This window comes from Achromobacter arsenitoxydans SY8 (genome assembly GCF_000236785.1).
Lineage (GTDB): Bacteria > Pseudomonadota > Gammaproteobacteria > Burkholderiales > Burkholderiaceae_B > Achromobacter > Achromobacter arsenitoxydans.
Map to the genome: position 1 here is coordinate 68,151 of NZ_AGUF01000013.1, position 22,965 is coordinate 91,115.

The following is a 22,965-nucleotide window of genomic DNA, read 5'->3' on the forward strand; positions in this document are numbered from 1 at the left end:
GGGCACAGCAGGCATGACCGATACACCGATATTCTTCACAGTTCTGACTCCGACGTACAACCGGGCCGGCACGCTGCACCGGGTTTATGAATCGCTTTCCCGGCAGACGTTCAGGGGATTCGAATGGGTGGTGGTGGACGATGGCTCCACCGACAATACGCACGAGTCCATCCTGGACTGGCAGGCGCGCGCCGATTTTCCCATCCGCTATTTCTGGCAGAACAACAAGCACAAGAAAACCGCGTTCAACCGCGGGGTGCGCGAGGCGCGCGGCCAGATGGTGGTGGGCCTGGACAGCGACGACGAGATGCCCTCCGATGCGCTCGCGATCTTCAAGCAGGCCTGGGACGCCATCCCGCCCGCGCGCCGCGACTCTTATGTCGCCGTGACCGGGCTGTGCGCGCGTCCTGACGGAACCGTCGTGGGCGACCGCTATCCGCAGGACGTCTTTGACAGCACCGCCGTCGACGTCTACTTCCGCTATCGCATCAAGGGCGAGAAATTCGGCTGTATGCGCACCGACATCCTCAGGAAGTATCCGTTTCCCGAGGACGTCGCGGGCTTCGTGCCCGAGAGCCTGGTCTGGTGGGCCGTGGCGCGCGCCGGCTACCTCAGCCGCTTCATCAACCGCGTCGTGCGCACCTATCACGACACGCCGGGCGGACTGTCCCAGGGCGCGGTTTCGGTCGCGCACAACGCCCAGGGCCTGTACCTGCTGGCCTGGGACATGCTGCAGCACCACCTGGAATTCTTCCGCTACCGTCCGCGCGAGTTCATCATGGCCGCGGCGCGCTATACGCGCTTTCGCCTGCACCTGAAACACTCCGGCGTGCCGACGGCCGTGAAGGCCTACCGGCTGACCAATCCCGTGGCGACCTTCCTGGTGGCCGCCATGTGGCCGCTGGGCTACGCCCTGTACCGCCGCGACCGGCGGCGCGGCGTGGCGTAGTCCGCCGCCCGCCCCGGCGCCCGTCGCCGCCCTGGAGCGTCACGCAGGCGCTCCGTGCCCCAAGCCCAGATACACCTCGACCACGCGCGGGTCCTGCGCCACGTCGGCGGCCGGCCCTTCCAGCGTCACGGCGCCGGTCTCCAGCACGTAGGCGTAGTCGGCCACCTGCAGGGCCGCGCGCGCGTTCTGCTCGATGAGCAGGATGGACACGCCCATTTCCCGCAGCCGCGCCACGATACGGAACACTTCGCGCACGATACGCGGAGCCAGGCCCAGGCTGGGCTCATCCAGCATCAGCAGGCGCGGCTTGGCCATCAGCGCGCGGCCCACGGCCAGCATCTGGCGCTCGCCGCCCGACAGCGTGCCGGCAAGCTGGGCGCGCCGTTCCTGCAGGCGGGGGAATAGTTCGTAGACTTCGGCCAGCGTCTGGTCCTGGTCGCGCAGACCGCGCCGGAAGCGGTCGAAGGCGCCCAGCATCAGGTTGTCCTCGACCGTCATTTCCGCGAACAGCTCGCGCTTTTCGGGCACGAGGTTCATGCCCGCCGCCACCATTTCCTCGATCTCGGCGTGTTCCTGTTCCTTGCCGCCAAAGACGATCCGGCCTTGTGAAGGCAGCACGCCCATGATGGCGGACAGCAAGGTGGTCTTGCCCGCGCCGTTGGGACCGATAACCGTGACGATCTGGCCTTCGCCCACCGCCAGGCTGACGCCCGTAACGGCTTCCACCTTGTCGTAGGCGACGCGCAGGTCGCGCACTTCCAGCAGTTTTGCGCTCATCTATTCCACTCCGCCCAGATAGGCCTCAAGCACCGCGGGGTTCTGCTGGATCTCGGCCGGCAGGCCTTCGGCGATCTTCTCGCCGAAGTCCATGACCACCACGCGATCCACCAGGCCCATCACGAAGTCCATGTCGTGCTCGACCAGCAAAATGGCCATGCCTTCGGCGCGCAGCTTCTTCAGCAGCTCGGCGAGTTCGCATTTCTCCTGGTAGCGCAAGCCTGCGGCGGGTTCGTCCAGCAGCAGGATGCAGGGATCCGAAGCCAGCGCGCGCGCGATCTCCAGGATGCGCTGCTGCCCCAGGGCCAGCGAGCCGGCCTCGTCTTGCAGGTGCTTGCCCAGACCCACGCGCTCGACCTGGCGCGCCGCCTCGGCCAGGAGGCGCGCCTCTTCGGGGCGGTCCAGCCGCCAGGCGGCCGGCAGCACGCCCCGGTGTCCGCGCAGGTGCGCGCCGATGGCGACGTTCTCCAGCACGCTCATGCGGCCCAGCAGCCGCACGTGCTGGAAGGTCCGAGACAGGCCCAGACGGGCGATCTTGCGCGCGCCCGCGCCGGCCACCGGCTGGCCCAGCAGCGTGACCTGTCCCGAGGTCGGCGTGTCCACGCCGGATATCTGGTTGAACATCGTGCTCTTGCCGGCGCCGTTGGGGCCGATCAGCGCCAGGACTTCGCCGGCCCGGATTTCCAGGTTCATGGCGTTGTTGGCGACCAGGCCGCCGAACTTGCGCGTCACGTCCACGGCCTTGAGCACCACCTCGCCCCGCGGCGGCATGGCGCGCCGGGGCAGCGGTTCGGCGGACATATCCAGCTTGCGCGGCTGCTTCCTGACGGGGACCCAGCGCGTGAGCACCGGCCACAGCCCGCTGCGGGCGCGGTGCAGCAGCAGCACCATGCCGAAGCCGAAGACGATGACCTCGAAGTTGCCCGTCTGGCCCAGCACCTTGGGCAGCAGGTCCTGCAGCCATTGCTTGAGCACGGTGAAGACCCCCGCGCCGACCAGCGCGCCCCAGACCTGTCCGGCGCCGCCGATGACGGTCATGAACAGGTATTCGATGCCCATCTGCAGGCCGAACGGGTTGGGATTCACGAATCGCTGCATGTGCGCGTACAGCCAGCCGGACGCGCAGGCCTGCAGGGCGGCGATGACGAAGATCACCATGCGCGACCGCGCCGTGTCCACCCCCATCGACTCGGCCATGACACGCCCGCCCTTGAGCGCGCGGATCGCGCGGCCTTCACGCGAATCCAGCAGGTTCTGCGTGGACCAGACGGCGATCAGCAGGAATGCCCAGATCAGGTAGTAGATGTTGCCGCCCTGGTTGAGCGTCCAGCCGAACAGGCTGATGGCCGGGATGTCCGGGATGCCGGTGTGGCCGCCCAGGCCCTCGACGGAGCCGAAGACGAAGTACAGCGACAGGCCCCAGGCAATGGTGCCCAGCGGCAGGAAGTGGCCGGACAGTTTGAGCGTGATCGCGCCCAGCAGGTAGGCAAGCGCCAGCGTCAGCGCCAACCCGGCCAGCAGGGTCAGCCACGGCGAGGCGCCCAGCCAGGCCAGCCAGGCGGGCAGCGTGTCGGCGCGGGTGGTCAGCAGCGCAGTCGTGTAGGCGCCCACGCCCACGAAGGCGGCCTGCCCGAAGCTGGTGAGGCCGCCGACGCCGGTCAGCAGCACCAGGCCCAGCGCCACCAGGGCGTACAGGCCGATGTAGTTCAGCAGCGTCACGTAGAACGGCGGCAGGACCAGGGGGCCAAGCGCCAGCAGGGCCAGGAACGCAAGGAGGATGTGGCGCGGGGTCATTCGTCTTCTTCCTCGACGTGATGGCTTTTGAGTGAACGCCAAAGCAGCACGGGGATGATCAGCGTGAATACGATGATTTCCTTGTAGGCGCTGGCCCAGAACGACGAGAAGGCCTCGATCAGGCCGACCAGCACGGCGCCGGCCGCGGCCAGCGGATAGCTCACCAGGCCGCCGATGATGGCGCCCACGAAGCCCTTGAGGCTGACCATGAAGCCGGAATCGAAGTACATGGTGGTGATGGGCGCGATCAGGATGCCCGACACCGTGCCGATCAGCGCCGCAAGAAAAAAGGTGGCCTTGCCCGCGAAGACCGGCGAAATACCCATCAGGCGTGCGCCCAGCCGGTTGAAGGCCGCGGCCCGCAGCGCCTTTCCGTACATGGAGCGCTCGAAGAACTGGTAAAGCACGATGATGAGCACCGCCGACACCGCCACCACCCACAGCGCCTGGCTGTTCACGTTGATGGGGCCCAGCGCCAGGCTGGCGTCGCTGAACGGCGCGGTGCGCGCACCTTCCGCGCCGAACGCCAGCAGCCCCAGGCCGACCAGCGCCAGGTGGACCGCGATGGAGACGATCAGCAGCACCAGCGTCGAGGCCGACGCGATGGGCTGGTAGAACAGGCGATAGAGCTGCGGCCCCATCGGCACGAGCAGCAGCAGCGCCAGAAGCGCCTGCGCCGCCATCGGCAGCTGGGCCAGCGGCAGGCGGTAGAGCAGCGCGGCCAGGGCCAGCGGGTAGACGACCTTGGCAGCCATGCGCCAGAGCCCGCGTCCGCGGCCGGGGCGCTTGCGGCGCGCCATCAGGTCGGCGGCGACTTCAGCCAGCGCGAAGGCCAGCAGCAGCCACACCAGCAGGACCGGCTTGCCGGCCTGCAGCGACGCCATCGTCAGCGCGCCAAAGGCGACGAACTCGCCCTGCGGGATGAACAGCACGCGGGTGACGGTGAAGACCAGCAGGATGGACAACGCCAGCAGCGCGTAGATGGCGCCATTGGTGATGCCGTCCTGCCCAAGGATCAGGGCAATCTGAGCATTCATGCGAAATTCCGGGTAACGAGCGGGTGTCCCCCCCCGAAGCGCTGCGCGCTTCCCCCCAGGGGGCATGCCTGCGGACCGGCGGAGCCCGGATCCGCGGCATCCCGATGGGACGCGCGGAGCCTGCTTCCTGGCGCCGTCCGCAGCGCATGTGAGCGTGGGGGCTCCTTTTACTTGACCAGCGTCCAGTTGCCGTCCTTGACCGTGATGAGCTCGCGGCCGCGGTCGTCAAAGCCGCTGTGGTCGGCGGCGCTCATGTTGTAGACGCCCTGCGTGCCCACCAGCTCCTTGGTCTGCTCCAGCGCGTCGCGCAGGGCGCTGCGGAATTCCTTGGTGCCCGGCTTGCCGGCCTTTTCCGCCAGCGGCACGGCCTTTTCCAGCAGCAGGCCGGCGTCGTACACGTTGGCGCCGAAGGTGGCGGGCTTGGAGCCATTGAGCTTTTCGTAGGCGGCGATGTAGTCGGTCGCGACCTTCTTGGACGGGTTGCTGTCCGGCATCTCGGGCAGCACCAGCATCAGGCTGGCGGCCAGCACGGTGCCTTCCACCTTCTTGCCGCCCAGCTTCAGGAAGTCGGGGAGCGCGGCGCCGTGCGTCTGGTAGAACTTGCCCTTGTAGCCCTGGTCGAACAGCGTCGTCTGCGGCAGCACGCTGGCGGCGCCGGGGGCGGCCACCAGCACGGCGTCCGGCTTGGCGGCCAGGATCTTCAGCGCCTGGCCCGTGACCGAGCTGTCGAAGCGCAGGTAGCGTTCGTTGGCGGCGATCTTGATGCCCTTTTCGTTGGCCAGTCCGGAGAAGACCTTGTACCAGTTCTCGCCATAGGGGTCGTTCAGGCCGATGAAGCCGACCGTCTTGATCCCGGTCTTGGCCATGTGGTCCACCAGCGCGCGGGCGATGATGTCGTCGTTCTGCGTGGTCTTGAACACCCACTTCTTCTGGTCGTTCATCGGCAGCACCACCGCGGCAGTGCCCACCGGCGCCAGCATCGGCACGCCGGCCTCGGCTGCAAACTGGATCACGCCCATGGCGTTGGGCGAGCCCGACGGCCCGATCAGCGCGTCTACGTTCTGCTCCGTGATCAGCTTCTTGAAGGCCGTGACCGAGTTCGTGGAGTCGCTGGCGTCGTCCAGCGAGATGTATTCCACGGTCAGGTCGCCGATCTTCTTGGGCAGCAGCGGCACCGTGTTCTTCTGCGGAATGCCGACCAGCGCGGTGGGACCGGTGGACGAGGTGACCACGCCGACCTTGACTTGCGCCAGGGCGGGCAGGGCGAACAGGGCGGCGACGGCGGCGGCAGTGGCCAGGGGGAGTTTCTTCGACAGCATGGCAAAACCTCCGGGATAGGGAGCAGAGTGGGAGTGCGGCTGGAAAACGGAGAAAACAGGAACTGCGGGGATTACTTGTTGCTTAAAATTTCTAACAGTTAAGGATCAGCACTGTAGACGCGGTCCTCGTGCTTACCTATCCGTCAAAACCCGAAGCGGGCGGCGGCAATGCGATGTCAGATGGTGATCGAACTGACGCTGGCACCGCCGCAGACGAACAGCGTCTGGCCAGTGACGAAGCTGTTGGCGGGGTCGGCGAAGAACATGACGGCGCGCGCCACGTCGTCGGAACGGCCCAGGCGCTTGACCGGGATGCCCGCGGCCAGCTGTTTTTCCCGTTCGCTGCCGGCCTCGATGACCTCATAGAACATATCCGTCTGGATCGGGCCCGGCGCCACCACGTTGACCGTGATGCCGTAGGGCGCCAGTTCCAGCGACCAGGTGCGGGCCATGCCCACCATGCCGGCCTTGGTCGCCGAATACGCGGTGCGGGTCGGCAGGCCCAGGGCGCCGCGCGAGGACATCATGACGATGCGGCCGAACTTGCGTTCCTGCATGCCCGGCAGCGCGGCCTGCACCAGGCTGATGGCTGCGCCCAGGTGGATCTGCGTCAGGCCGTGCAGTTCTTCCTGGGTGACCTGCGGCAGCAGGTTGGGCCAGATCACGCCCGCGTTGTGGATAACGTGGCTGACAGGGAACTTCGCCGCGATTTCGGCGCCGGCCTGCGCGGTCGCATCGGCGTCCAGCAGGTCGACCTGCACGTTGTGCAGGCGCGGATGGGAGAAGTCGGCGGCGCGGCGCGCCATCGAAATCACTTCATAGCCCGCTTCCAGCATGCTGCGGCAGATCTCCGCGCCGATGCCGGCGCTGCCGCCGGTGACGATGGCCACATGGGTTTGCATCAGGGTTCCCCTTGTCTTGTAGGTGTTGCCGGCCCGGCCGGATCAGGCCTTGGGCGCCAGCGCCAGCACGCGCAGCGGGCTGCCGGAGCCGCTGCGGATCTTCAGCGGCGCCGAGAAGATCACGGCGCCCGTGGGCGGCAGCTGGTCCAGATTGGTGAGGCACTGCAGGCCGTAGCGGTTGTTGCCGTGCATGTAGTAGTGGCAGGGGTAGGGCGGATCCAGGTGCTGCGCCTGGCCCGCGTCCGTGCCCACGGATTCGGTGCCGAAGCCGTGCACGTCGCGCTCCTTGATCAGCCAGGGCACGACTTGCGCGTCGGGGCCGGGCGAGTGCGCGCCGTCCGCCTGCATATTGAGGTATTCGGCGGGCTTGGCGCGCTTGGACCAGTCGGTGCGCATCAGCACCCAGGACCGCGCGGGGATGCGGCCATGCTGTTCTTCCCAGGTCTTGATGAAGTCGATGGTCAGCAGGAAATCTGGATTGTCGCGGGCCTCTGCGGAACAGTCGATCACGCAGGCGCTGGCGATGAACGCGTCGATGGGGATGGTGTCCACCGTGTTGTCGGGCTGGTCCTTGCCCGTGACCCAGTGCGCCGGCGCGTCGAAGTGCGTGCCGGTGTGCTCGGAACACGAGAAGTTGTTCCAGTACCAGGCCGGACCGCGCTCGTCGTAGCGGGAGATTTCCTCGATGCGGAACGGCCAGGCCTGGCCAAATTCGGGCGGCAGCACGATGGTGGGGAATTCCGGCGTCAGGGTCTCGGTCAGGTCCACCAGACGGATGCGCCCGGAAACCAGCTCGGTCATGAATTGGGCAAGGATGTTCTGACTCATTGTGTTCTCTCCATTTCGCTACTGTGTCTGACACCGGGTCCACTGCGCCGTCAGCCGCCCGCGCCCAGCTCCCGTTCCAGTCCTTTCGGGTTCTCGGCCAGCCGGGCGCGGAATTCCTGCGCCACGTCGCCGACGTACACGTCCTCGATGCCGTCCTTCAACGCACGCACGATGGCGGCCGCGATCGCAGCCGGCGCCACGCGCGGGGGCGGCGTGCGCTGTTCCCATTCGTGGTCGACGGGGCCGGGAAACACGTTCACCACCCGCACGCCCGCGCCGCGCATTTCCGCGCGCAGGCATTGCGCCAGCGACAAGGCCGCCGCCTTGGACGCGGACCACATGCCGCGCGAAGGCAGATTCACATGCGCATAGATCGACAGCACATTGACCCAGGCCGCGGCGCTGTTGACGCCATCGGCGGCGCGTCCGCACAGCGCGGGGCCGAAGCACTGGGCCAGGCGCATCAGGCCCAGCACGTTCACGTCCATGGCGTCGCGCGCGGTGTTCACGTCCTTGCGGTTCAGCAGCCCGCCTTCGCGCTCCAGGTCGGCGGTGTTCACCAGGATCTCGACCTTGCCGCCAATGGAGGCGGCCACGCGCTCGACGGAATCGGTGTCGGTCACGTCCAGCGTCACCGCCTGCACGCGCGGGTCGGCCGCCAGCGCGTCGAAGGCGGCGTCGCGCTTCCAGGCCTGCGGATCGCCCAGGAACACCAGGGGGCTGCCTGCGTCCAGCAGCGCGCGCGCTACGGCCTGGCCGACCGCCGACTTGCCGTCGGTGACCAGCGCGCGACGGAACTTCGGATCGCACGAGGTTTCGCGCAGGGTTTTGTCGTCTTCCATGTTCGGGGTGCTCCTTTCAGGCAGGGCGATCATCACGGCCTGGCCGCTGCGGTCCAGCTTGAGCGCCAGCCGCACGCGGCCGCCGTCGACGCAGTCCTGGTGGACGTGCGCCACCACGGACGGGCCGGCGTCCATCCGCACCGTGCCCACGCGCCAGGGCAGGCGTTCGCGGAAGTACAGGTCGTTGCTGTGGTGCAGGGTGGTGCTGACCAGCAGCGCGCCGTTGGGATCGGCGGGCCGCCAGGGCAGGTGTTCGGACAGGCAGTGGCCGCAGACTTCGCGCGGCGGGTATTGCACCGTGCCGCAGTCCGCGCAGGTCTGCAGGTCGAAGCGCCCTTCGGCGGCGGCGGCGGTCAGCCCCAGCGCCGCGCGGCTGCGCGAGCCGGGCGGCAGGGTCGGCTGCCGGGTGCGCGCGACGGGATTCTTGCGAGGAGGCTTGGCCAGCGGCTCGGTCATGCGTCGCTCCTTGCCAGGATGGCCGCGGCCGTGCACAGCCCGCGGTCGTAGTTGATCATGCCGAACCCGCTGACCAGTCCCATGCGGGCGTCGGCGACCTGCGTGCCGCCAGCCGTGCCCGTGAGCTGGCGCAGCGCTTCCACCATGCCGAGGTAGCCGCCGGCGGCGCCGGCCTGGCCCACCGACAGCTGGCCGCCGTTGGTGTTGAAGGGAAAGCTGCCGTCCACGGTAAACGTATTGCCGCGCACGAACCCCGGCGCCGCGCCTTTTTCGCAGAAACCCAGGTCTTCCATCTGCATCAGGTTGATGACGGGGTAGTCGTCGTAGGCCTGCAGGAAATCCATGTCGGCGGGGGCGGCGCCGGCCTGGCCGTACAGCTCGTCCACGTCCATGGTCCAGCCGCCGCGGGTCTGGATGGGGTCGTCGATCCAGGCGTTGTGGCGTTCGATGGTGGACAGGATGCGCGCGTACGGCAGCTGCAAGGCGCGCGCGCGGTCCTCGCTCATGACCAGGAAGGCGTCGGCCCCGGCGCAGGGCATCACGCAGTCGAACAGGTGGATCGGTTCCGTGATGACGCGGGCGTCCAGGTACTGCGCCAGCGTGAGCGGCTTTTTCATGAGCGCGTGCGGATAGCGCAGGGCGTTGTCGCGCTGGGCCACGCAGAGCTTGCCGAAGTCTTCGCGGGCGGCGCCCGTGGCGCGCATGTAATTGGCGGTCAGCAGCGCAAAGCTGGCATTCGGCCCGCCCGCGCCATACGGGTAGACGGCGTCCTGCGCGAAGCGCGAGAACTGGCTGACCGTGTTGCGGAACGAGTCCACGTGGTTGGTGTCGCCCGCCAGGCAGGCGACCACGCTGGCGTCGCCTGCCTGCACGGCCCGCGCCGCGCGGCGCAGCGCGGCCACGCCGCTGGCGCCGCCCATGGGGATGTGGTCCAGCCAGCGCGGGCTCATGCCCAGGTGCTGGACCAGTCCGACCGCCGTGTCGGGCGCGAGCGTGAAGCTGGACACGCACATCCCGTCGACATCCGTCTTGGCCAGGCCCGATTGCCGGATCAGCGCGCCCAGCGCGCGGCCCAGCCACCAGTGCGCGGCATGGGTGGAATAGCGCTCGTACGGAATCGTGACGGGCAGGGCCGCCACGACGCCGCCGTAGCCCAGGCGGCTCATCGGGAAGTCCCCTCGGCGGACGCGGTGCGCTTTTTCTTCATATGGCACGTTTCCACGCAGCGCGCCGTGCCCGGCAGCGTCGGCGCCAGCGCCTTCATCTCGCCGCGCTGGATCTTGTTGGTGGTGGTCAGCGGCAGGCTGTCGACGAATGCGACATAGCCGGGCGCCTTGTAGTACGCCAGCTGATCCAGGCTCCACTCCACGATGCTGCGGGCGGCCTCGGCCATCGCGGCGGCATCGGCGGGCAGGGTCTCGGGCACGACGCAGGCCAGCACCTCGTCGCCGCGCACGGCGTCCGGCACGGCGGCGACCGCCACGGCCTTCACCAGCGGATGCTGCATCAGCACGCTTTCCACTTCCACCGCCGAGATGTTCTCGCCGCTGCGCCGGATGACGTTCTTCTTGCGGTCGACGAATCGCAGCGCGCCGTCGGCCTCGCGGCGCACGATGTCGCCCGTGTGAAACCAGCCGCCTTCCCAGGCCTCGCTGGTGGCGGCCTCGTCTTTCAGGTAGCCGGCAAAGAAGCCGTAGCGCGGGTCGTCGCCGGCATGGCGCACCAGCAGTTCGCCCGGTTCGCCGATGGCGGCGGGCGCGCCGGCGTCGGTCACGATGCGCACGTCGATGTCGTCTTCCTCGCTGCCGAAGCTGCTGGTGCCGACGTGGCGCGGTTCATGGTTGGCGATGACGACGGCGCCGGCGCCGGTTTCGGTCATGGCCCAGGCTTCCAGCAGCGGGAACCCGAAGCGTGCCTCGAAGGGCGCATGCAGCTTGCGATCCACGCCGGCGCCGAAGCCGAAGCGGATGGCGGGCTGCGGGTCGTGCCCGGACGGCTCGGCCTTCATCAGGATGGCGGGCATCACGCCCAGGTAATGCAGCACGGTGGCGCGGGATTCCCGCACGCTGTCCCACCAGGTCCTGGGATGGAAGCGGTCCAGCGGAATCAGGCAGCCGCCGGTCAGCACCATGGCCATCGCCGAATACGCCATGGCGTTCATGTGTACGAGCGGCAGCGGCGTCAGCATGCGTTCCTGGCCGGGGCGCAGCGCGGCCAGTCCGCCGATGCGCGCATACCAGCCGCCCGCGTGCAGGAAGTAGCGGTTGGGCAGGATGCAGCCCTTGGGGCGGCCAGTCGTGCCCGAGGTGTAGAGCAGCGCGCACTCGGTCAGTTCTGACAGCGGCGTGCCCTGCAACGGCGCGGCGAAGGGCGCCGCGGGCGGCGCATCGTCGGGGCCCATCACGCGCAGCTCGCGGCCGGCGCGCGTCGCGGCGGCCAGCAGGTCGGCATGGCGCTCCGGCAGGGCCACCGCCAGCGCGATCTCGGAGTGGCCCGCCAGGTACTCGAGCTCGGCGGCGCGCAGGTCCGGGTTGATGGGCACCACCGACACGCCCAGCGCGTTCAGGGCCAACCAGTGCAGGAAGAAGGCAGGGCGGTTCTCCAGCAGCAGGCCCGCGCGGTGGCCGTGGCCGTAGCCGGCACGGGCGTAGGCCGCGCGCAGCGTCTCGATGGCGCGGGCGGCGCTGGCGTAGGTCAGCTCGCCCGGGGCGATGCCGTAGGCGGCGGCCGTTTCGGGCAGGATGCACAGGAACGGCAGTTCGCCGTAGCGGGAGGCGGTGTCGAGAAAAGCCTGGTGGACGGTGGCGCTCACGGGCCGCTCCTACATGAACAATTGGATGTTGCTGAAGGCCGCGTCGCAGTTGACGAGATCGACGCGTTTAAGGCGGATGCGCAGCGCGCCGTCCTGTTCCACCAGGTGGTGCGTGGTCCAGCCGGCGTACAGCGTCTGCATGTCCTGGCGGGTTTCGACGTAATGGAACGCGGTGCGCACCACGTGACGGCCCTCGGCGGGCGCGGATTCCGGATGGCCGAGTTCGATGGAGGGCGCCTGCAGCAGGTGGTGGCAGCGGCTCTTGGGCTGTTGCGAAAACGTGCGCTGGCCGGCCAGGCGTTCGACGCGCACGCGCAGCAGCAGCTTGTCTTCGTACATCAGCGAGGCATGCAGCTTGGCGTCCGTCTGGCCATGGGCCAGCGGCATCCAGTAGTGGCCGTCTTCCGTGTACAGGTCCAGCCAGTCTTCGAAGCGCAGCTCGTCCAGCATGCGCGCCTCGGCGTAGACAAAATCAATCAGCTCGCGGTCGCTTGCGCTCATACCGACTCCGCTCCGGTCATGTAGCGGCCCCATGCGCGGTACTGGTTGCGCATCTGCCATTCGTTGGTGCCGTTGGTGACGACGTTCTTCTGGCCGGTCTCGCCGGGCGTGTACAGCCGGCCCACGTTCACCCAGTCGAGCGCGCGGGAATTCAGGCCGTCCTGCGCGCGTTCGTACATTTCAAGGTCGTCGTGGCCCACCACCGACGTCGGCGCGTTGATCAGGCGGTTGTACATGAGCGTGCGCTCCAGCAGCAGGTCGGGCGCGCCCACCAGGCGGAACGTCCAGGACTCGACCAGCGTGCGGTCCGCGGCGATGGGCTTGAAGATGCGCAGCGTCTGGATCGGGCCCTTGACCATGATGTTGGGGAAGTACACCGTGTTGTGGCGCACGTCGCCCAGGATCTGCTTGGCGCGCTCTTCGCCATAGGCCGACACCATGGATTCCCAGTAGCCCGGCACGCCGGAGTAGGACGCGTGGATGGAGTCCGACACGCCGGTGTGCCCGTGGCCGTTTTCCCAGACCCGGATGCCCATGTTCTCAAAGAACTCGTAGGGCGAGATGAACGGGGCGAACAGCTCCACCGCCATAGGCTTGGGCGTGCCTTCGGGCGCTTGCTCCCATACCTTGACGGCGGTGCCGGCCGACGACTCGTGCGCCACCATGGGGTGGCAGGTGTCGGTCTGGTTGTCGACCAGCATCTTCCAGTTGCAGCGATGCATGTAGCGCAGCACGCCGCCGGCCACTTCGAGCCTGCCTTCCGGGGAACGGTCCACCATGTTGTCCAGGGTGGTCAGCGATTCGCCGAAGAAGTCCTCGAATGACTGGCCTTCCGGATTCAGGCGGCAAAACACGAAACCGCGGTGGTTCTGGACGTCCTTCACGGCGGCCATGCCCCGGCTCGCCTCGCAGTTTTCCAGGCCGGTGTTCTCGTAGCCCTTCTTGAGCGGGATCGACAGCAGGCTGCCGTCGGTCTTGAAGGTCCAGGCGTGATAGGGGCAACGGAAGAACTTTCCCGTGTTGCCACAGGCTTCGCCCGCGACCATGGTGCCCTTGTGGGGGCAGCGGTTGTGCAGCACGCGCACGCTGCGGTCGCTGTGCCGCACCATCACGACGGGCTGGTTGCCGACGGTGGTGGTGATGTAGTCGCCCGGATTGGGCACCTGGCTGTCATGGCCGACAAAGACCCAGGTGTTGGCGTACAGGCGCTCCATTTCCAGGTCGAAAAGCTCCTGGTCGATGAACAGGTCCTTGTGCACCTCGGTGTCGCGCAGCAGGGCGCGGATGGCGTCGGGATTGTCGCGGTATTTGGCCATGGTCGCTTCCTTGTCGTCTAGGGCCTGTATGCGTTGGATGGCGTCGGGCGCGGGCCTACAGGTCCAGCACCAGGCGCGCGGACTTGGCGCGCGAGATGCAGATCTGGATGATCTTGCCGCTGGCCTTTTCGGTCTCGGAAAGGTAGTAGTCGCGGTGGTCGGGCTCGCCTTCCAGCACGGTGGCCTGGCACACGCCGCATTCGCCGCGCTTGCAGTCGAACATCGGGTCGCAGCCTTCCTCTTCCATGACGTCCACGATGGTCTTGTCGGCCGGAATGGACAGCACGCGGCCGGATTGGCGCAATTCGACCTCGAAGGGCTGGTCGCCCGCCTGGGCCGCGGCCGTGACGAAGAGTTCGAAATGGATATGGGCGTCGGGCCAGTGGCGCGCGCGGGCGCCCTGGATCACCGCGTCGATCAGGCCCTTGGGGCCGCAGACGTACAGGTGCTGGCGCGGCGAGGCCGAGTCCAGCAGCGCCTGCAGGTCGAAGCGGCTGGACGGATCGTCGTCGGCGTGCAGCGTCAGGGCCTCGCCCGCCAGGTCCTGCAGTTCGGGCACGAAAGCCAGCTGGTCGCGGCTGCGGCCGCAGTAGTGCAGGTGGAAGGCGCGGCCGGCAGCCTTCAGCGCAGCGGCCATGGAGGCGACGGGCGTGATGCCGATGCCGCCCGCGATCAGCACCACCGGCTCGTCGCCGGCGGGCGATTCATGCAGCGGAAAATCGTTCTTGGGGCCTTCGGCGGTCAGGGTGTCGCCTTCGGCCATCGCGTGCATGTGGCGCGATCCGCCCTGGCTGGCCTCCTCCAGGCGCACGCCCAGGCGGTATTCGGCGGGCTCGGCGAAGCGTCCGGCCTCGGGCGCCAACTGCACCAGCGAATAGCAGCGCGGGTCGCGCAGGCCGGGCACCGTTACTTTCAGGTGCGCGCCGGGGCCGAAGGCGGGCAGCGCGCCGCCGTCTTCACGGGCCAGCCGGAATGAGCGGATCAGCGGCGATTCCTGCCGGACTTCCCGGACGATCAGTTTGAGTGTCTGCACGATGTCTGTCTCTGTCGGTTGTCGGCCTCAGGCGGCCATTTTTTCCGCGATCTGGCGTTCCATGGGGCCGCACTTCTCATTGGCGAGCGCCGTGTCGCGCAGGGCGCGCAGCGAGTCGGCGGCGTCGGGCCGGCCAACCAGCCCGGCGGCCGCGGCGATCAACTGGCGGTACTTGCCGCCGCCGCGCGCATGCGTGTCGCTGTAGCCCTTGACCAGGCGGCGGCAGTTGACCGTTTCAACCGCCAGGGCGTAATCCTGCGGCGCCAGCCGGGCGACCAGCGCCAGCCATTGCTCAAGGCTTTCGCTTTCGATCTGGTGGCGCAGCGTGCTGCGGCGGAAACGCCACATGCCGGCCAGCGTGTAGAGCATCAGGAAGCCGCTCAGGTTGCCGCTGCGCATGCGGCGGCCCTTGCCCAGGCGGCGTTCGACGAAGCCGCCGAACGCCTTGGAACCCTCCAGCCAGCGGCCCAGCCGCGCCGGCAGCGTGCCGCAGATTTCTTCCAGCCGCGGGTGCATGAATTCCGTCGTGTGGACCAGCTGGTCCGGACGCGCGCCGACTTCCTCGCGCACGCGTTCAAAGCGCGAGCCGCGGGTCTTCAAGTCCGCCACGCGGATGACGTCGTCGTAGGCCATGGCCGTGGCCACGTAACGCGCGGCGGCACAGGTCAGCGCCCATTGGCGGGCATCGCCGCCGTGCTGCGCGTCCAGGTCGCGGATCGCCTTCAGGCGCCGCAGATAGTCCTGCGCATAGGCCAGGTCCTGGAATTCGAGCTGGCGGCGCACGCCGGCGGCCAGCATGGGCTGGGCACAGGCCGGGAAATCGCGGCGGATGGCGTCCAGCAGGGCCTGGGTCCGCGGGCTGGCGGCGCGTTCAGGCAGGGACGGCACCGGGCGCGTCAGGTCGATGGCGGCGGGCTGCGCCGGAGCTTCGCGCGCCGAATCGAAGCCCAGCGCGAAGGCGCGCAGGCTGGCGTCCACGCCCAGTCCGGCGCGGCGCACCGTGGCTTCGAAATCGTCGCGCGAAAAGGGCAGGGCGCCGCTGCCGGCGACCGCGCCGAACAGGCTGGCGCTGATGACGCTGCCGGCGCGGTCGGCCTGGGCCTGCAGGTCGAAGCACAGGAAGCGCCGGGCGGCGGCGCGGCCGGCCTCCAGCACCTTGTTCGGGTCGGCGATGCCGTTGCCAGGGGCGGATTTTTCGCTGACGGCATAGCTGCGGTGCGACGAGGAGATCAGCACCGTGCGTTCCGGCGTGACCAGCCCGCGCTGGATGGCGCGGCCGCCTTCCATCAGCTCGGCCGCGACCACCAGGTCCACGTCGCCGGGCGTCGGCATGAGCGCCAGCGCGGGCTGGCGGCCGGCGCGGTGAACCTCGGATTCGGGCAGCAGTTCCAGGTAGTAGATCGTCGCGCCGGTGCGCTGCGCTACGCCGGGCACCGACGTGGTCTGCGCCCACCAGCCGGCGTGTTCGGCCATGTCGACGATCCAGTCGGCCAGTACGCCGCCGCCCTGGCCGCCCATGGCCAGGATGGCGATCTTGATCGGGTTGCCTTGCTGCACGGGCGCCGGGTTCATGAGACAGAGGTCCTTAAAGGGCGTTTTGGGCCAGGCGCGCGGCGCGCCGGCGCTGCAGGAAGCCGATCACCGCGCCGCGCACGCGCGCCAGGAAGCGGTCGGCGCCGGTCGGGTTGTGGATGATGTCGGCGCGGTAGAAAGACGGGCACAGCACGGCAGCGTGGGCGACTTCGCCGCAGTTGCCGCAGCCCACGCAGCTGCTTTCCACGTGCGCCACCGGGTCTTCTTTTAGCGGGTCGCCGCTGTCCTTGACCGTCAGGGACGGGCAGCCGGACAACCGGATGCAGGCGTGGTCGCCCGTACAGACGTCCGGGTCCACGCCAAAGCGCTCCTTCACCACGCGCCGGCCTTCCTTGACGGCCTTGTTGAACAGCGGCTTCACGCGCCGTTGCTTGTTCAGCATGCACTCGGACTGCGCGATGATGACCTTGGGACCCTTGATGTCGGTGGTCAGGGCTTCCTCGATGGTGGCGCGCACCTTCGCCACGTCGTACGTGCGGTCCAGCGTGCGGACCCACTTCACGCCGACGCCGCGCACCGCCGCGTCGATGGGGTTGTTGGTCGAGCGGTCGGGGTTGTCGGCGCGCGAGGACAGGATGTCCTGCCCGCCTGTCGCCGACGCGTAGAAGTTGTCGACGATGACGATGACGCCGTCGTACTTGTTGAACACCGCGTTGCCGATGCCGGAAGCCAGCCCGTTGTGCCAGAAGCCGCCGTCGCCCATGATGGAAATGGGCCGCTTGGCGGCGGGCACGTTGAAGGCCGCCGCGCTGGACGCGCCCAGGCCGTAGCCCATGGTGGTGGCGCCCAGGTTGAAGGGCGGCAGGATCGAAAACAGGTGGCAGCCGATGTCGCAGGAAATGTGGTGCTGGCCCAGCGTCTCCTGCGCCAGGGTCAGCGCGGAGAAGATGGGTCGCTCCGGACAGCCCGTACAGAAACCGGCGGGCCGGGGCGGCACCACCGCCGCCAGGGTCTCGATATGCTTGTGGAAGGTGATGGGCTGTTCGGCGGGGCGCGCGGGCTTGGGCCGCGACACCTCGGTGATGGTGAGCTGGCTCGCATCCGCTTGCGCATCCGCCGCGACCGCCGGGTGCGTCTGCAGCGACTCCGGCCGGTTGCGCTTGAGGAATTCGCGCAGGCCGTCGCGCATGACCTGGGTCGTGTATTCACCCGCCATCGGCAGCACGTCCTTGCCGGACAGGCGCGCGCCGACGCCGGCGCGGCGCAGCACGGCGTGCAGGTTCTGCTCGATGTAATCCGGCTGGCCTTCTTCCAGCAGCAGCACGGCGCGCTTGCCGCGACAGAAGTCGATGACCTCGTCCTCGATGACGGGGTAGGTCACGTTCATGACATACAGCGGAATGCGGCTGTTGCCGAAGTGGTCCGCCAGCCCCAGCAGCTGCAAGGCGCGGATGACGCCGTTGTACAGGCCGCCCTGCAGGATCAGGCCGATGTCGTCCTGGTCGCCGTCGAAGTGCTCGTTGAGCTTGTGTTCCTTGATGTAGCGGATGGCGGCGGGCCAGCGTTCCTTGATCTTTTCCTGTTCGTGCAGGAAGGACGCCGGCGGCAGCACGATGCGGCTGGTGTCGCGCGCCGGGCTTTCCAGCGCCTGCGCCAGCGAGAAGGCGGGGCGCTTGTTTTCCTTGGCGGTGAAGCGCCCATGCACGTGGCAGCCGCGGATGCGCAGCTGCAGCATGACGGGCGTCCGGCTGGCTTCCGACAGTTCGAAGCCGTCTTCCACCGCCTTCACCATGCTTTCCAGATTGGGGCGGGGATCCAGCAGCCAGATCTGCGACTTCATGGCGAATGCGTGCGAGCGTTCCTGCATGATGGACGAGCCTTCGCCGTAGTCCTCGCCCACGATGACCAGCGACCCGCCCGTGACGCCGCCTGAAGCCAGGTTGGCCAGCGCGTCCGACGCGACGTTGGTGCCGACCGTGGATTTCCAGGTGACGGCCCCGCGGATCGGGTACATGACGGATGCGGCCAGCGTGGCGGCGGCGGTGGCTTCCGAGGCGCTGGCCTCGAAATGCACGCCCAGTTCCTGCAGGATGTCGTTGGCGTCCGCCAGCACGTCCATCAAGTGCGAGATCGGCGATCCCTGGTAGCCGGCAACGTAGCCGACGCCCGACTGCAGCAGCGCTTTCGTGACGGCAAGAATGCCTTCGCCGCGGAACTCCTGGCCCGCGCCGATGCGCAACTGCTGGACTTCTTTCTTGAAAGACCTTTCAGCCATCTGGATCCCTTTCGCGGACCGGCGCGGTCCTCAAACCTTGCTGCTTCGCAGCATCGAGTCGTCACGAAATCATCGCCTGAAAAATACTTTAGGAGTCAACGTTTTAGCTGTCAATAAAAAAGATGAAATTTCATGGAAATTAAAAAATATCACGCTAAAACAAGGGTGTATATACTGGTTGTTCTCTAGGATTTTGGTCGATACGGAGCGCTGCAATGGTGCAAAAACGGGTTCCGATTCGGGGTATACCCTGTGCTGCGCAACAGCATTGCGATTCATCATGGCGCGCGGCTGCGCCGTCGTGGTGCAATGCGCTTTTCGTCAAAGGGGCGAGCCTTGGAAACTGCTGCGTGGGAGCAAAGCAACATGCGTGCGGATAAGCAGCGCGGCGGCCGCGCGGCCGCGTCCGGGCCCCGATTCGTCGACGGCTATCTGGCTTACCTGCTGGCGCAGGCCAGCCAGCGCATCTCAGCCGAATTCCACATGCAAGTGAAGGCCGCCGGCCTGTCGGTCACCGAATGGCGGGTGCTGGCCAGCCTGCAGGGCAGCGCGGGCGAAACCATCGGCAGTCTGGCGGTGCTGGCCATCACCAAGCAGCCCACGCTGAGCAAGGTGGTCCAGCGCATGGAGGCTGAAGGCCTGGTAGCCCGCACCGGCGTGCGCGCCGACCGTCGCCAGACGCGGGTCTGCATCACGGCCAAGGGCTCCAACCTCATTTCCAGCCTGTGCGACCAGGCGCTGCAGCACCAGAAGGCGGTGCTCGCGCCGTTCGGCGAAGACAAGGCCGCGTTGCTGATCGACATGCTGGGCGTGCTGATGACCGAACACGTTCCGCTCGAGCTGCCGATCGACGCCGACGACTAAGTCCGTTGCAGGCGCGCACTCGAACATCGTTCGCTTCAATTATTTTGTTACAAGCAAATGCGTCCCTGATTGTTTTCACTCAGTGAAAAGCGTCTCCGGTACGCATAAACCCTGAATTGACGCGGGTCTGGCGGGTAGGCACACTCGCGCCGGTAATTCAGACTATTGTCAGGAGTTGACACTTATGCGCCGCACTTTGATTGCTATCGCGATCGCCGCCGCCGTGGCCGTGCCCTCGATCGGGCAAGCCAAGACCTTCCGCTGGGCCGCCCAGGGCGACATCCTCACCTTCGATCCGCACTCGCAAAACGAGGGCATGACGATCGCCGCCAACAGCTACATCTACGAACCCCTGGTCGACTACGACAAGGACTTCAAGGTCACGCCCCGCCTGGCCACTGGTTGGGAGCAGGTGTCGCCCACCCTGTACCGCTTCAAGCTGCGCCCCGGCGTGAAGTTCCATGACGGCGCCGCCTTCACCGCTGACGATGTGGTGTTCTCGATCCACCGCGCCATGGCGCCGACGTCGAACTACAAGGCGTACACGACCGGCATCAAGGAAGCGCGCAAGATCGACGACCTGACCATCGAGATCGAGACCTCGGCGCCCAACCCCGTGCTGCTGCGCCAGCTGACCAACGTCTTCATCATGAACAAGGCCTGGTCGGAAAAGAACAACGTCGCCAAGCCGCAGGACTACGTCAACAAGGAAGAAACCTACGGCGCGCGCAACACCAACGGCACGGGCCCCTACAAGCTCAAGAGCCGCGAAGTCGACGTGCGCACCGTGTTCGAGGAAAACAAGGACTGGTGGAACAAGGCCGGCAAGGTCGGCAACGTGACCGAAGTGGTCTTCACGCCGATCAAGCAGAACGCCACGCGCACCGCGGCGCTGCTGTCAGGCGAGATCGACTTCGTGCTGGATCCGGCCGCCCAGGATCTGGAGCGCCTGCGCCAGGCGCAGAAGGTCGTGGAAGGCAACGAATACCGCACCATCTACCTGGGCCTGGACCAGAAGCGTCCCGAGCTGCAGTACTCGAACATCAAGGGCAAGAACCCGTTCCAGGACATCCGGGTGCGTGAAGCGCTGTACCGCGCCATCGACGTCGATGCGATCAAGCGCGCCGTGATGCGCGGCCTGTCCGCGCCCACCGGCACGATGATCGCGCCGCAGGTGCATGGCTGGGCCGAATCCGTGCACAAGCGCGTGCCCTACGATCCCGAAAAGGCCCGCGCCCTGCTGAAGGAAGCCGGCTACGACGGCACGCTGAACTTCACGCTCGACTGTCCCAACAATCGCTACATCAACGACGAAGCCATCTGTCAGGCCGTCGTGGGCATGTGGGCCAAGGTGGGCGTCAAGGCCACCATGAACGCCATGCCGCGTTCGACCTACTTCCCCAAGGTGCAGTCGTTCGACACCAGCGCCTACCTGTTCGGCTGGGGCGTGCCCACGTTCGACGCCATGTACACGCTGCAAAACCTGATCCGCACCAAGGGCGAGGGCGCGGACGGCATGTACAACCTGGGCAACTACAGCAACAAGGAACTGGACGTCATCATCGACCGGATCAAGACCGAGACCGATCCGGCCAAGCGCGACGCCGACATCATCACCGTGCTGCAAGGGCACGCCAAGGACTTCGGGCATATCCCGCTGCATGACCAGGTCATCCCCTGGGCAATGCGCAAGAACGTCACGGTCATCCACCGTGCCGACAACCGCCTCGTTGCCGATTGGGTCAAGGTTGACTGATCCAGGCTAACCAGACGGCGAGGGGCCTATCCGGCTCCCCGCCGTCTTGCTTTTTTTCGCCTATGTTCGCTTTCATACTGCGTCGCCTGTTGCAGGCCGTAGCGGTGATGCTCACCGTCGCGCTACTGGCCTTTGTGCTTTTCCAATACGTCGGCGACCCTGTCACCATCATGCTGGGGCAGGACGCCACCGATGCCGAACGCATCGAATTGCGTGAACGCCTGGGCCTGAACGAGCCCGCCATCGTTCAATTCGGCCATTTCGTGGCCAATGCCGTGCAGGGCAATTTCGGCATATCCCTGCGCCAGAGCGAACCCGTTTCCACCCTGTTGAAGTCGCGCCTGCCGGCCACGCTGGAACTGTCCATGGTCGCGGCGCTGCTGGCGCTGGTCGTGGGTGTGCCGCTGGGCGTGTACACGGCGCTCAAGCGCAACAGCCTGGTGTCCCAGATGCTGCTGGCTGGCTCCCTGCTGGGGGTGTCGCTGCCCACGTTCCTGATCGGCATCCTGCTGATCCTGGTGTTCTCCGTGCAGCTGGGCTGGCTGCCTAGCTACGGACGGGGCGACACCGTCAGCCTGGGATGGTGGACCTCGGGCCTGTTCACGGCCACGGGCTGGAAGCACCTGATCCTGCCGTCCATCACGCTGTCGCTGTTCCAGATGACGCTGGTGCTGCGGCTGGTGCGTTCGGAAATGCTGGAAGTCCTGCGTTCCGATTACATCAAATTCGCCCGCGCCCGCGGCCTGAAACGGCGCGCCATCCACTTCGGGCACGCCCTGAAGAACACGATGGTGCCGGTCATCACCATTACCGGGCTGCAGCTGGGCGGCATCATCGCCTTCGCCATCGTCACGGAAACCGTGTTTCAGTGGCCGGGCATGGGCTTGCTGTTCATCCAGGCGGTTCAATTCGCCGACGTGCCGGTCATGGCCGCGTACCTGTGCCTGATCGCACTGGTGTTCGTGGTGATCAACCTGATCGTCGATCTTCTGTATTTCGTCGTGGACCCGCGGCTGCGTTCCGGGCTGACTCGCGGCGGGGGGGCTCACTAATGCGCGCCGTACTCAAACGCTGGTGGGACAGCGACATTGCCTGGGCCTGGCGCCGGGCTCCCGTGGCCATCGTGGCGACCTTGCTGCTTGCCGCCTTGCTGATCGGCTCTTTCGGGGCCGGCTGGGTGGCGCCGCACAATCCGTTCGACCTGACCAAGGTGGAACTGCTGGACGCGCTGCTGCCGCCGGCATGGGAAGCCAACGGCCAGGCCACCTATCTGCTCGGCACCGACAGCCAGGGACGCGACCTGTATTCGGCCATTCTGTACGGCACGCGCGTGTCGCTGCTGATCGGCCTGGCGTCGGTGCTGCTGTCGATGCTGATCGGCATTGTGCTGGGCCTGGTCTCGGGTTACGCGGGGGGGCGCATTGATGCCTTCATCATGCGTGTCGCCGACGTGCAGCTGTCGTTTCCCGCCATCCTGATCGCGCTGCTGATCGACGGCGTGGCGCGCGCGGCCGTGCCGCGCGACATGCACGAGCTGATCGCCTTCCCGGTCCTGATCGGCGCGATCGCGCTGGCGGGGTGGCCACAGTACGCCCGCACCGTGCGCGGCTCGACCCTGGTCGAGAAAAACCGCGAATACGTGCAGGCTGCGCGCGTGATCGGCGTGGCGTCGCCCGTCATCATGTTCCGCCACGTGCTGCCCAACGTGCTGGGGCCGGTGCTGGTGCTGGCTACGGTGCACCTGGCCACGGCCATCATCACCGAGGCGACGCTGTCGTTCCTGGGGGTGGGCGTGCCGCCGACCGCGCCGTCGCTGGGCACGCTGATCCGCATCGGCAACGATTTCCTGTTTTCCGGCGAATGGTGGATCACCATATTCCCGGGCGCGGCGCTGGTGCTGCTTGTGCTGTCGGTCAACCTGCTGGGCGACTGGCTGCGCGACGCGCTGAACCCGAGGCTGAACTGATCCAC

General features: G+C 67.3%; 19 protein-coding genes. 5 read left to right on the forward strand and 14 right to left on the reverse strand.

Going from position 1 to position 22,965, the window contains the following annotated elements; all coding sequences use genetic code 11:
* Window positions 1-13: 13 nt before the first annotated feature.
* On the forward strand, window positions 14-949 hold the full coding sequence (locus KYC_RS02805) for a glycosyltransferase family 2 protein (RefSeq protein WP_008158650.1): 936 nt from the start codon (window positions 14-16) through the stop codon (window positions 947-949).
* A gap of 39 nt (window positions 950-988) precedes the next feature.
* Here KYC_RS02805 and KYC_RS02810 read toward each other — a convergent pair whose 3' ends face one another.
* The 14 genes from KYC_RS02810 to KYC_RS02875 all read right to left on the reverse strand — a co-directional run bounded on the left by KYC_RS02810 (window position 989) and on the right by KYC_RS02875 (window position 18,374).
* The gene (locus KYC_RS02810; protein ID WP_008158653.1) at window positions 989-1,726 is read right to left on the reverse strand and encodes an ABC transporter ATP-binding protein; all 738 of its coding nucleotides are present in this window, start codon (window positions 1,724-1,726) and stop codon (window positions 989-991) included.
* Window positions 1,727-3,520: a branched-chain amino acid ABC transporter ATP-binding protein/permease gene (locus tag KYC_RS02815; protein ID WP_008158655.1), complete on the reverse strand. Its 1,794-nt coding sequence runs from the start codon at window positions 3,518-3,520 to the stop codon at window positions 1,727-1,729.
* Window positions 3,517-4,557, reverse strand: coding sequence for a branched-chain amino acid ABC transporter permease (locus KYC_RS02820; RefSeq protein ID WP_008158656.1), 1,041 nt, complete (start codon window positions 4,555-4,557; stop codon window positions 3,517-3,519). Before KYC_RS02820 ends, KYC_RS02815 begins: the two co-directional genes overlap by 4 nt.
* A 167-nt stretch (window positions 4,558-4,724) precedes the next feature.
* Complete coding sequence (locus KYC_RS02825; protein ID WP_008158657.1) at window positions 4,725-5,876, reverse strand: ABC transporter substrate-binding protein; 1,152 nt, start codon at window positions 5,874-5,876, stop codon at window positions 4,725-4,727.
* A 176-nt stretch (window positions 5,877-6,052) separates the two neighbouring features.
* Window positions 6,053-6,781: an SDR family NAD(P)-dependent oxidoreductase gene (locus KYC_RS02830; protein WP_043517384.1), complete on the reverse strand. Its 729-nt coding sequence runs from the start codon at window positions 6,779-6,781 to the stop codon at window positions 6,053-6,055.
* 39 nt (window positions 6,782-6,820) lie between these two features.
* The gene (locus KYC_RS02835; RefSeq protein ID WP_008158661.1) at window positions 6,821-7,606 is read right to left on the reverse strand and encodes a cyclase family protein; all 786 of its coding nucleotides are present in this window, start codon (window positions 7,604-7,606) and stop codon (window positions 6,821-6,823) included.
* Window positions 7,607-7,656: 50 nt separating this feature from the next.
* A complete protein-coding gene (locus KYC_RS02840) occupies window positions 7,657-8,904 on the reverse strand; it encodes an SDR family NAD(P)-dependent oxidoreductase (protein ID WP_008158663.1) in 1,248 nt (415 codons plus the stop codon).
* Entirely contained in the window at window positions 8,901-10,070 is a 1,170-nt protein-coding gene (locus tag KYC_RS02845; RefSeq protein ID WP_008158665.1) for a thiolase family protein, read from the reverse strand. The genes KYC_RS02840 and KYC_RS02845 overlap by 4 nt, the downstream gene beginning before the upstream one ends.
* Window positions 10,067-11,716, reverse strand: coding sequence for an AMP-binding protein (locus KYC_RS02850; RefSeq protein WP_008158667.1), 1,650 nt, complete (start codon window positions 11,714-11,716; stop codon window positions 10,067-10,069). Before KYC_RS02850 ends, KYC_RS02845 begins: the two co-directional genes overlap by 4 nt.
* A gap of 9 nt (window positions 11,717-11,725) precedes the next feature.
* Window positions 11,726-12,217 (reverse strand): aromatic-ring-hydroxylating dioxygenase subunit beta, encoded by a 492-nt coding sequence (locus KYC_RS02855; RefSeq protein WP_008158670.1) that lies wholly within the window; start codon window positions 12,215-12,217, stop codon window positions 11,726-11,728.
* Window positions 12,214-13,533: an aromatic ring-hydroxylating dioxygenase subunit alpha gene (locus tag KYC_RS02860; RefSeq protein WP_008158671.1), complete on the reverse strand. Its 1,320-nt coding sequence runs from the start codon at window positions 13,531-13,533 to the stop codon at window positions 12,214-12,216. The genes KYC_RS02855 and KYC_RS02860 overlap by 4 nt, the downstream gene beginning before the upstream one ends.
* Window positions 13,534-13,588: 55 nt before the next feature.
* A complete protein-coding gene (locus KYC_RS02865; RefSeq protein ID WP_008158673.1) occupies window positions 13,589-14,566 on the reverse strand; it encodes a PDR/VanB family oxidoreductase in 978 nt (325 codons plus the stop codon).
* Window positions 14,567-14,593: 27 nt separating this feature from the next.
* The gene (locus tag KYC_RS02870) at window positions 14,594-16,138 is read right to left on the reverse strand and encodes an indolepyruvate oxidoreductase subunit beta family protein (RefSeq protein WP_008158675.1); all 1,545 of its coding nucleotides are present in this window, start codon (window positions 16,136-16,138) and stop codon (window positions 14,594-14,596) included.
* Between the two features lie 13 nt (window positions 16,139-16,151).
* Complete coding sequence (locus tag KYC_RS02875) at window positions 16,152-18,374, reverse strand: indolepyruvate ferredoxin oxidoreductase subunit alpha (protein WP_008158677.1); 2,223 nt, start codon at window positions 18,372-18,374, stop codon at window positions 16,152-16,154.
* A 366-nt stretch (window positions 18,375-18,740) separates the two neighbouring features.
* On the opposite strand from KYC_RS02875, the gene KYC_RS02880 reads away from it, so the two are divergent.
* From KYC_RS02880 to KYC_RS02895, 4 genes are all read left to right on the forward strand, one after another.
* Window positions 18,741-19,238, forward strand: a complete 498-nt coding sequence (locus KYC_RS02880; protein WP_008158678.1) for a MarR family winged helix-turn-helix transcriptional regulator — start codon at window positions 18,741-18,743, stop codon at window positions 19,236-19,238.
* Window positions 19,239-19,422: 184 nt separating this feature from the next.
* Window positions 19,423-20,994, forward strand: a complete 1,572-nt coding sequence (locus KYC_RS02885; RefSeq protein ID WP_008158680.1) for an ABC transporter substrate-binding protein — start codon at window positions 19,423-19,425, stop codon at window positions 20,992-20,994.
* Window positions 20,995-21,056: 62 nt separating this feature from the next.
* Window positions 21,057-22,046, forward strand: a complete 990-nt coding sequence (locus KYC_RS02890; RefSeq protein ID WP_008158681.1) for an ABC transporter permease — start codon at window positions 21,057-21,059, stop codon at window positions 22,044-22,046.
* Window positions 22,046-22,960 carry an ABC transporter permease gene (locus KYC_RS02895; RefSeq protein ID WP_008158682.1) on the forward strand — a complete coding sequence of 305 codons (915 nt, stop codon included), beginning with the start codon at window positions 22,046-22,048 and terminating at the stop codon, window positions 22,958-22,960. Before KYC_RS02890 ends, KYC_RS02895 begins: the two co-directional genes overlap by 1 nt.
* The last annotated feature ends 5 nt before the right edge of the window (window positions 22,961-22,965 follow it).

Coding starts and splice junctions, on each gene's coding strand:
- KYC_RS02825 (WP_008158657.1), bottom strand. CDS start 5,876: ATGCTGTCGAAGAAACTCCCCCTGGCCACTGCCGCCGCCGTCGCCGCC.
- KYC_RS02835 (WP_008158661.1), bottom strand. CDS start 7,606: ATGAGTCAGAACATCCTTGCCCAATTCATGACCGAGCTGGTTTCCGGG.
- KYC_RS02890 (WP_008158681.1), top strand. CDS start 21,057: ATGTTCGCTTTCATACTGCGTCGCCTGTTGCAGGCCGTAGCGGTGATG.
- KYC_RS02885 (WP_008158680.1), top strand. CDS start 19,423: ATGCGCCGCACTTTGATTGCTATCGCGATCGCCGCCGCCGTGGCCGTG.
- KYC_RS02895 (WP_008158682.1), top strand. CDS start 22,046: ATGCGCGCCGTACTCAAACGCTGGTGGGACAGCGACATTGCCTGGGCC.
- KYC_RS02880 (WP_008158678.1), top strand. CDS start 18,741: ATGCGTGCGGATAAGCAGCGCGGCGGCCGCGCGGCCGCGTCCGGGCCC.
- KYC_RS02870 (WP_008158675.1), bottom strand. CDS start 16,138: ATGAACCCGGCGCCCGTGCAGCAAGGCAACCCGATCAAGATCGCCATC.
- KYC_RS02805 (WP_008158650.1), top strand. CDS start 14: ATGACCGATACACCGATATTCTTCACAGTTCTGACTCCGACGTACAAC.
- KYC_RS02860 (WP_008158671.1), bottom strand. CDS start 13,533: ATGGCCAAATACCGCGACAATCCCGACGCCATCCGCGCCCTGCTGCGC.
- KYC_RS02820 (WP_008158656.1), bottom strand. CDS start 4,557: ATGAATGCTCAGATTGCCCTGATCCTTGGGCAGGACGGCATCACCAAT.
- KYC_RS02855 (WP_008158670.1), bottom strand. CDS start 12,217: ATGAGCGCAAGCGACCGCGAGCTGATTGATTTTGTCTACGCCGAGGCG.
- KYC_RS02815 (WP_008158655.1), bottom strand. CDS start 3,520: ATGACCCCGCGCCACATCCTCCTTGCGTTCCTGGCCCTGCTGGCGCTT.
- KYC_RS02875 (WP_008158677.1), bottom strand. CDS start 18,374: ATGGCTGAAAGGTCTTTCAAGAAAGAAGTCCAGCAGTTGCGCATCGGC.
- KYC_RS02810 (WP_008158653.1), bottom strand. CDS start 1,726: ATGAGCGCAAAACTGCTGGAAGTGCGCGACCTGCGCGTCGCCTACGAC.
- KYC_RS02845 (WP_008158665.1), bottom strand. CDS start 10,070: ATGAGCCGCCTGGGCTACGGCGGCGTCGTGGCGGCCCTGCCCGTCACG.
- KYC_RS02840 (WP_008158663.1), bottom strand. CDS start 8,904: ATGACCGAGCCGCTGGCCAAGCCTCCTCGCAAGAATCCCGTCGCGCGC.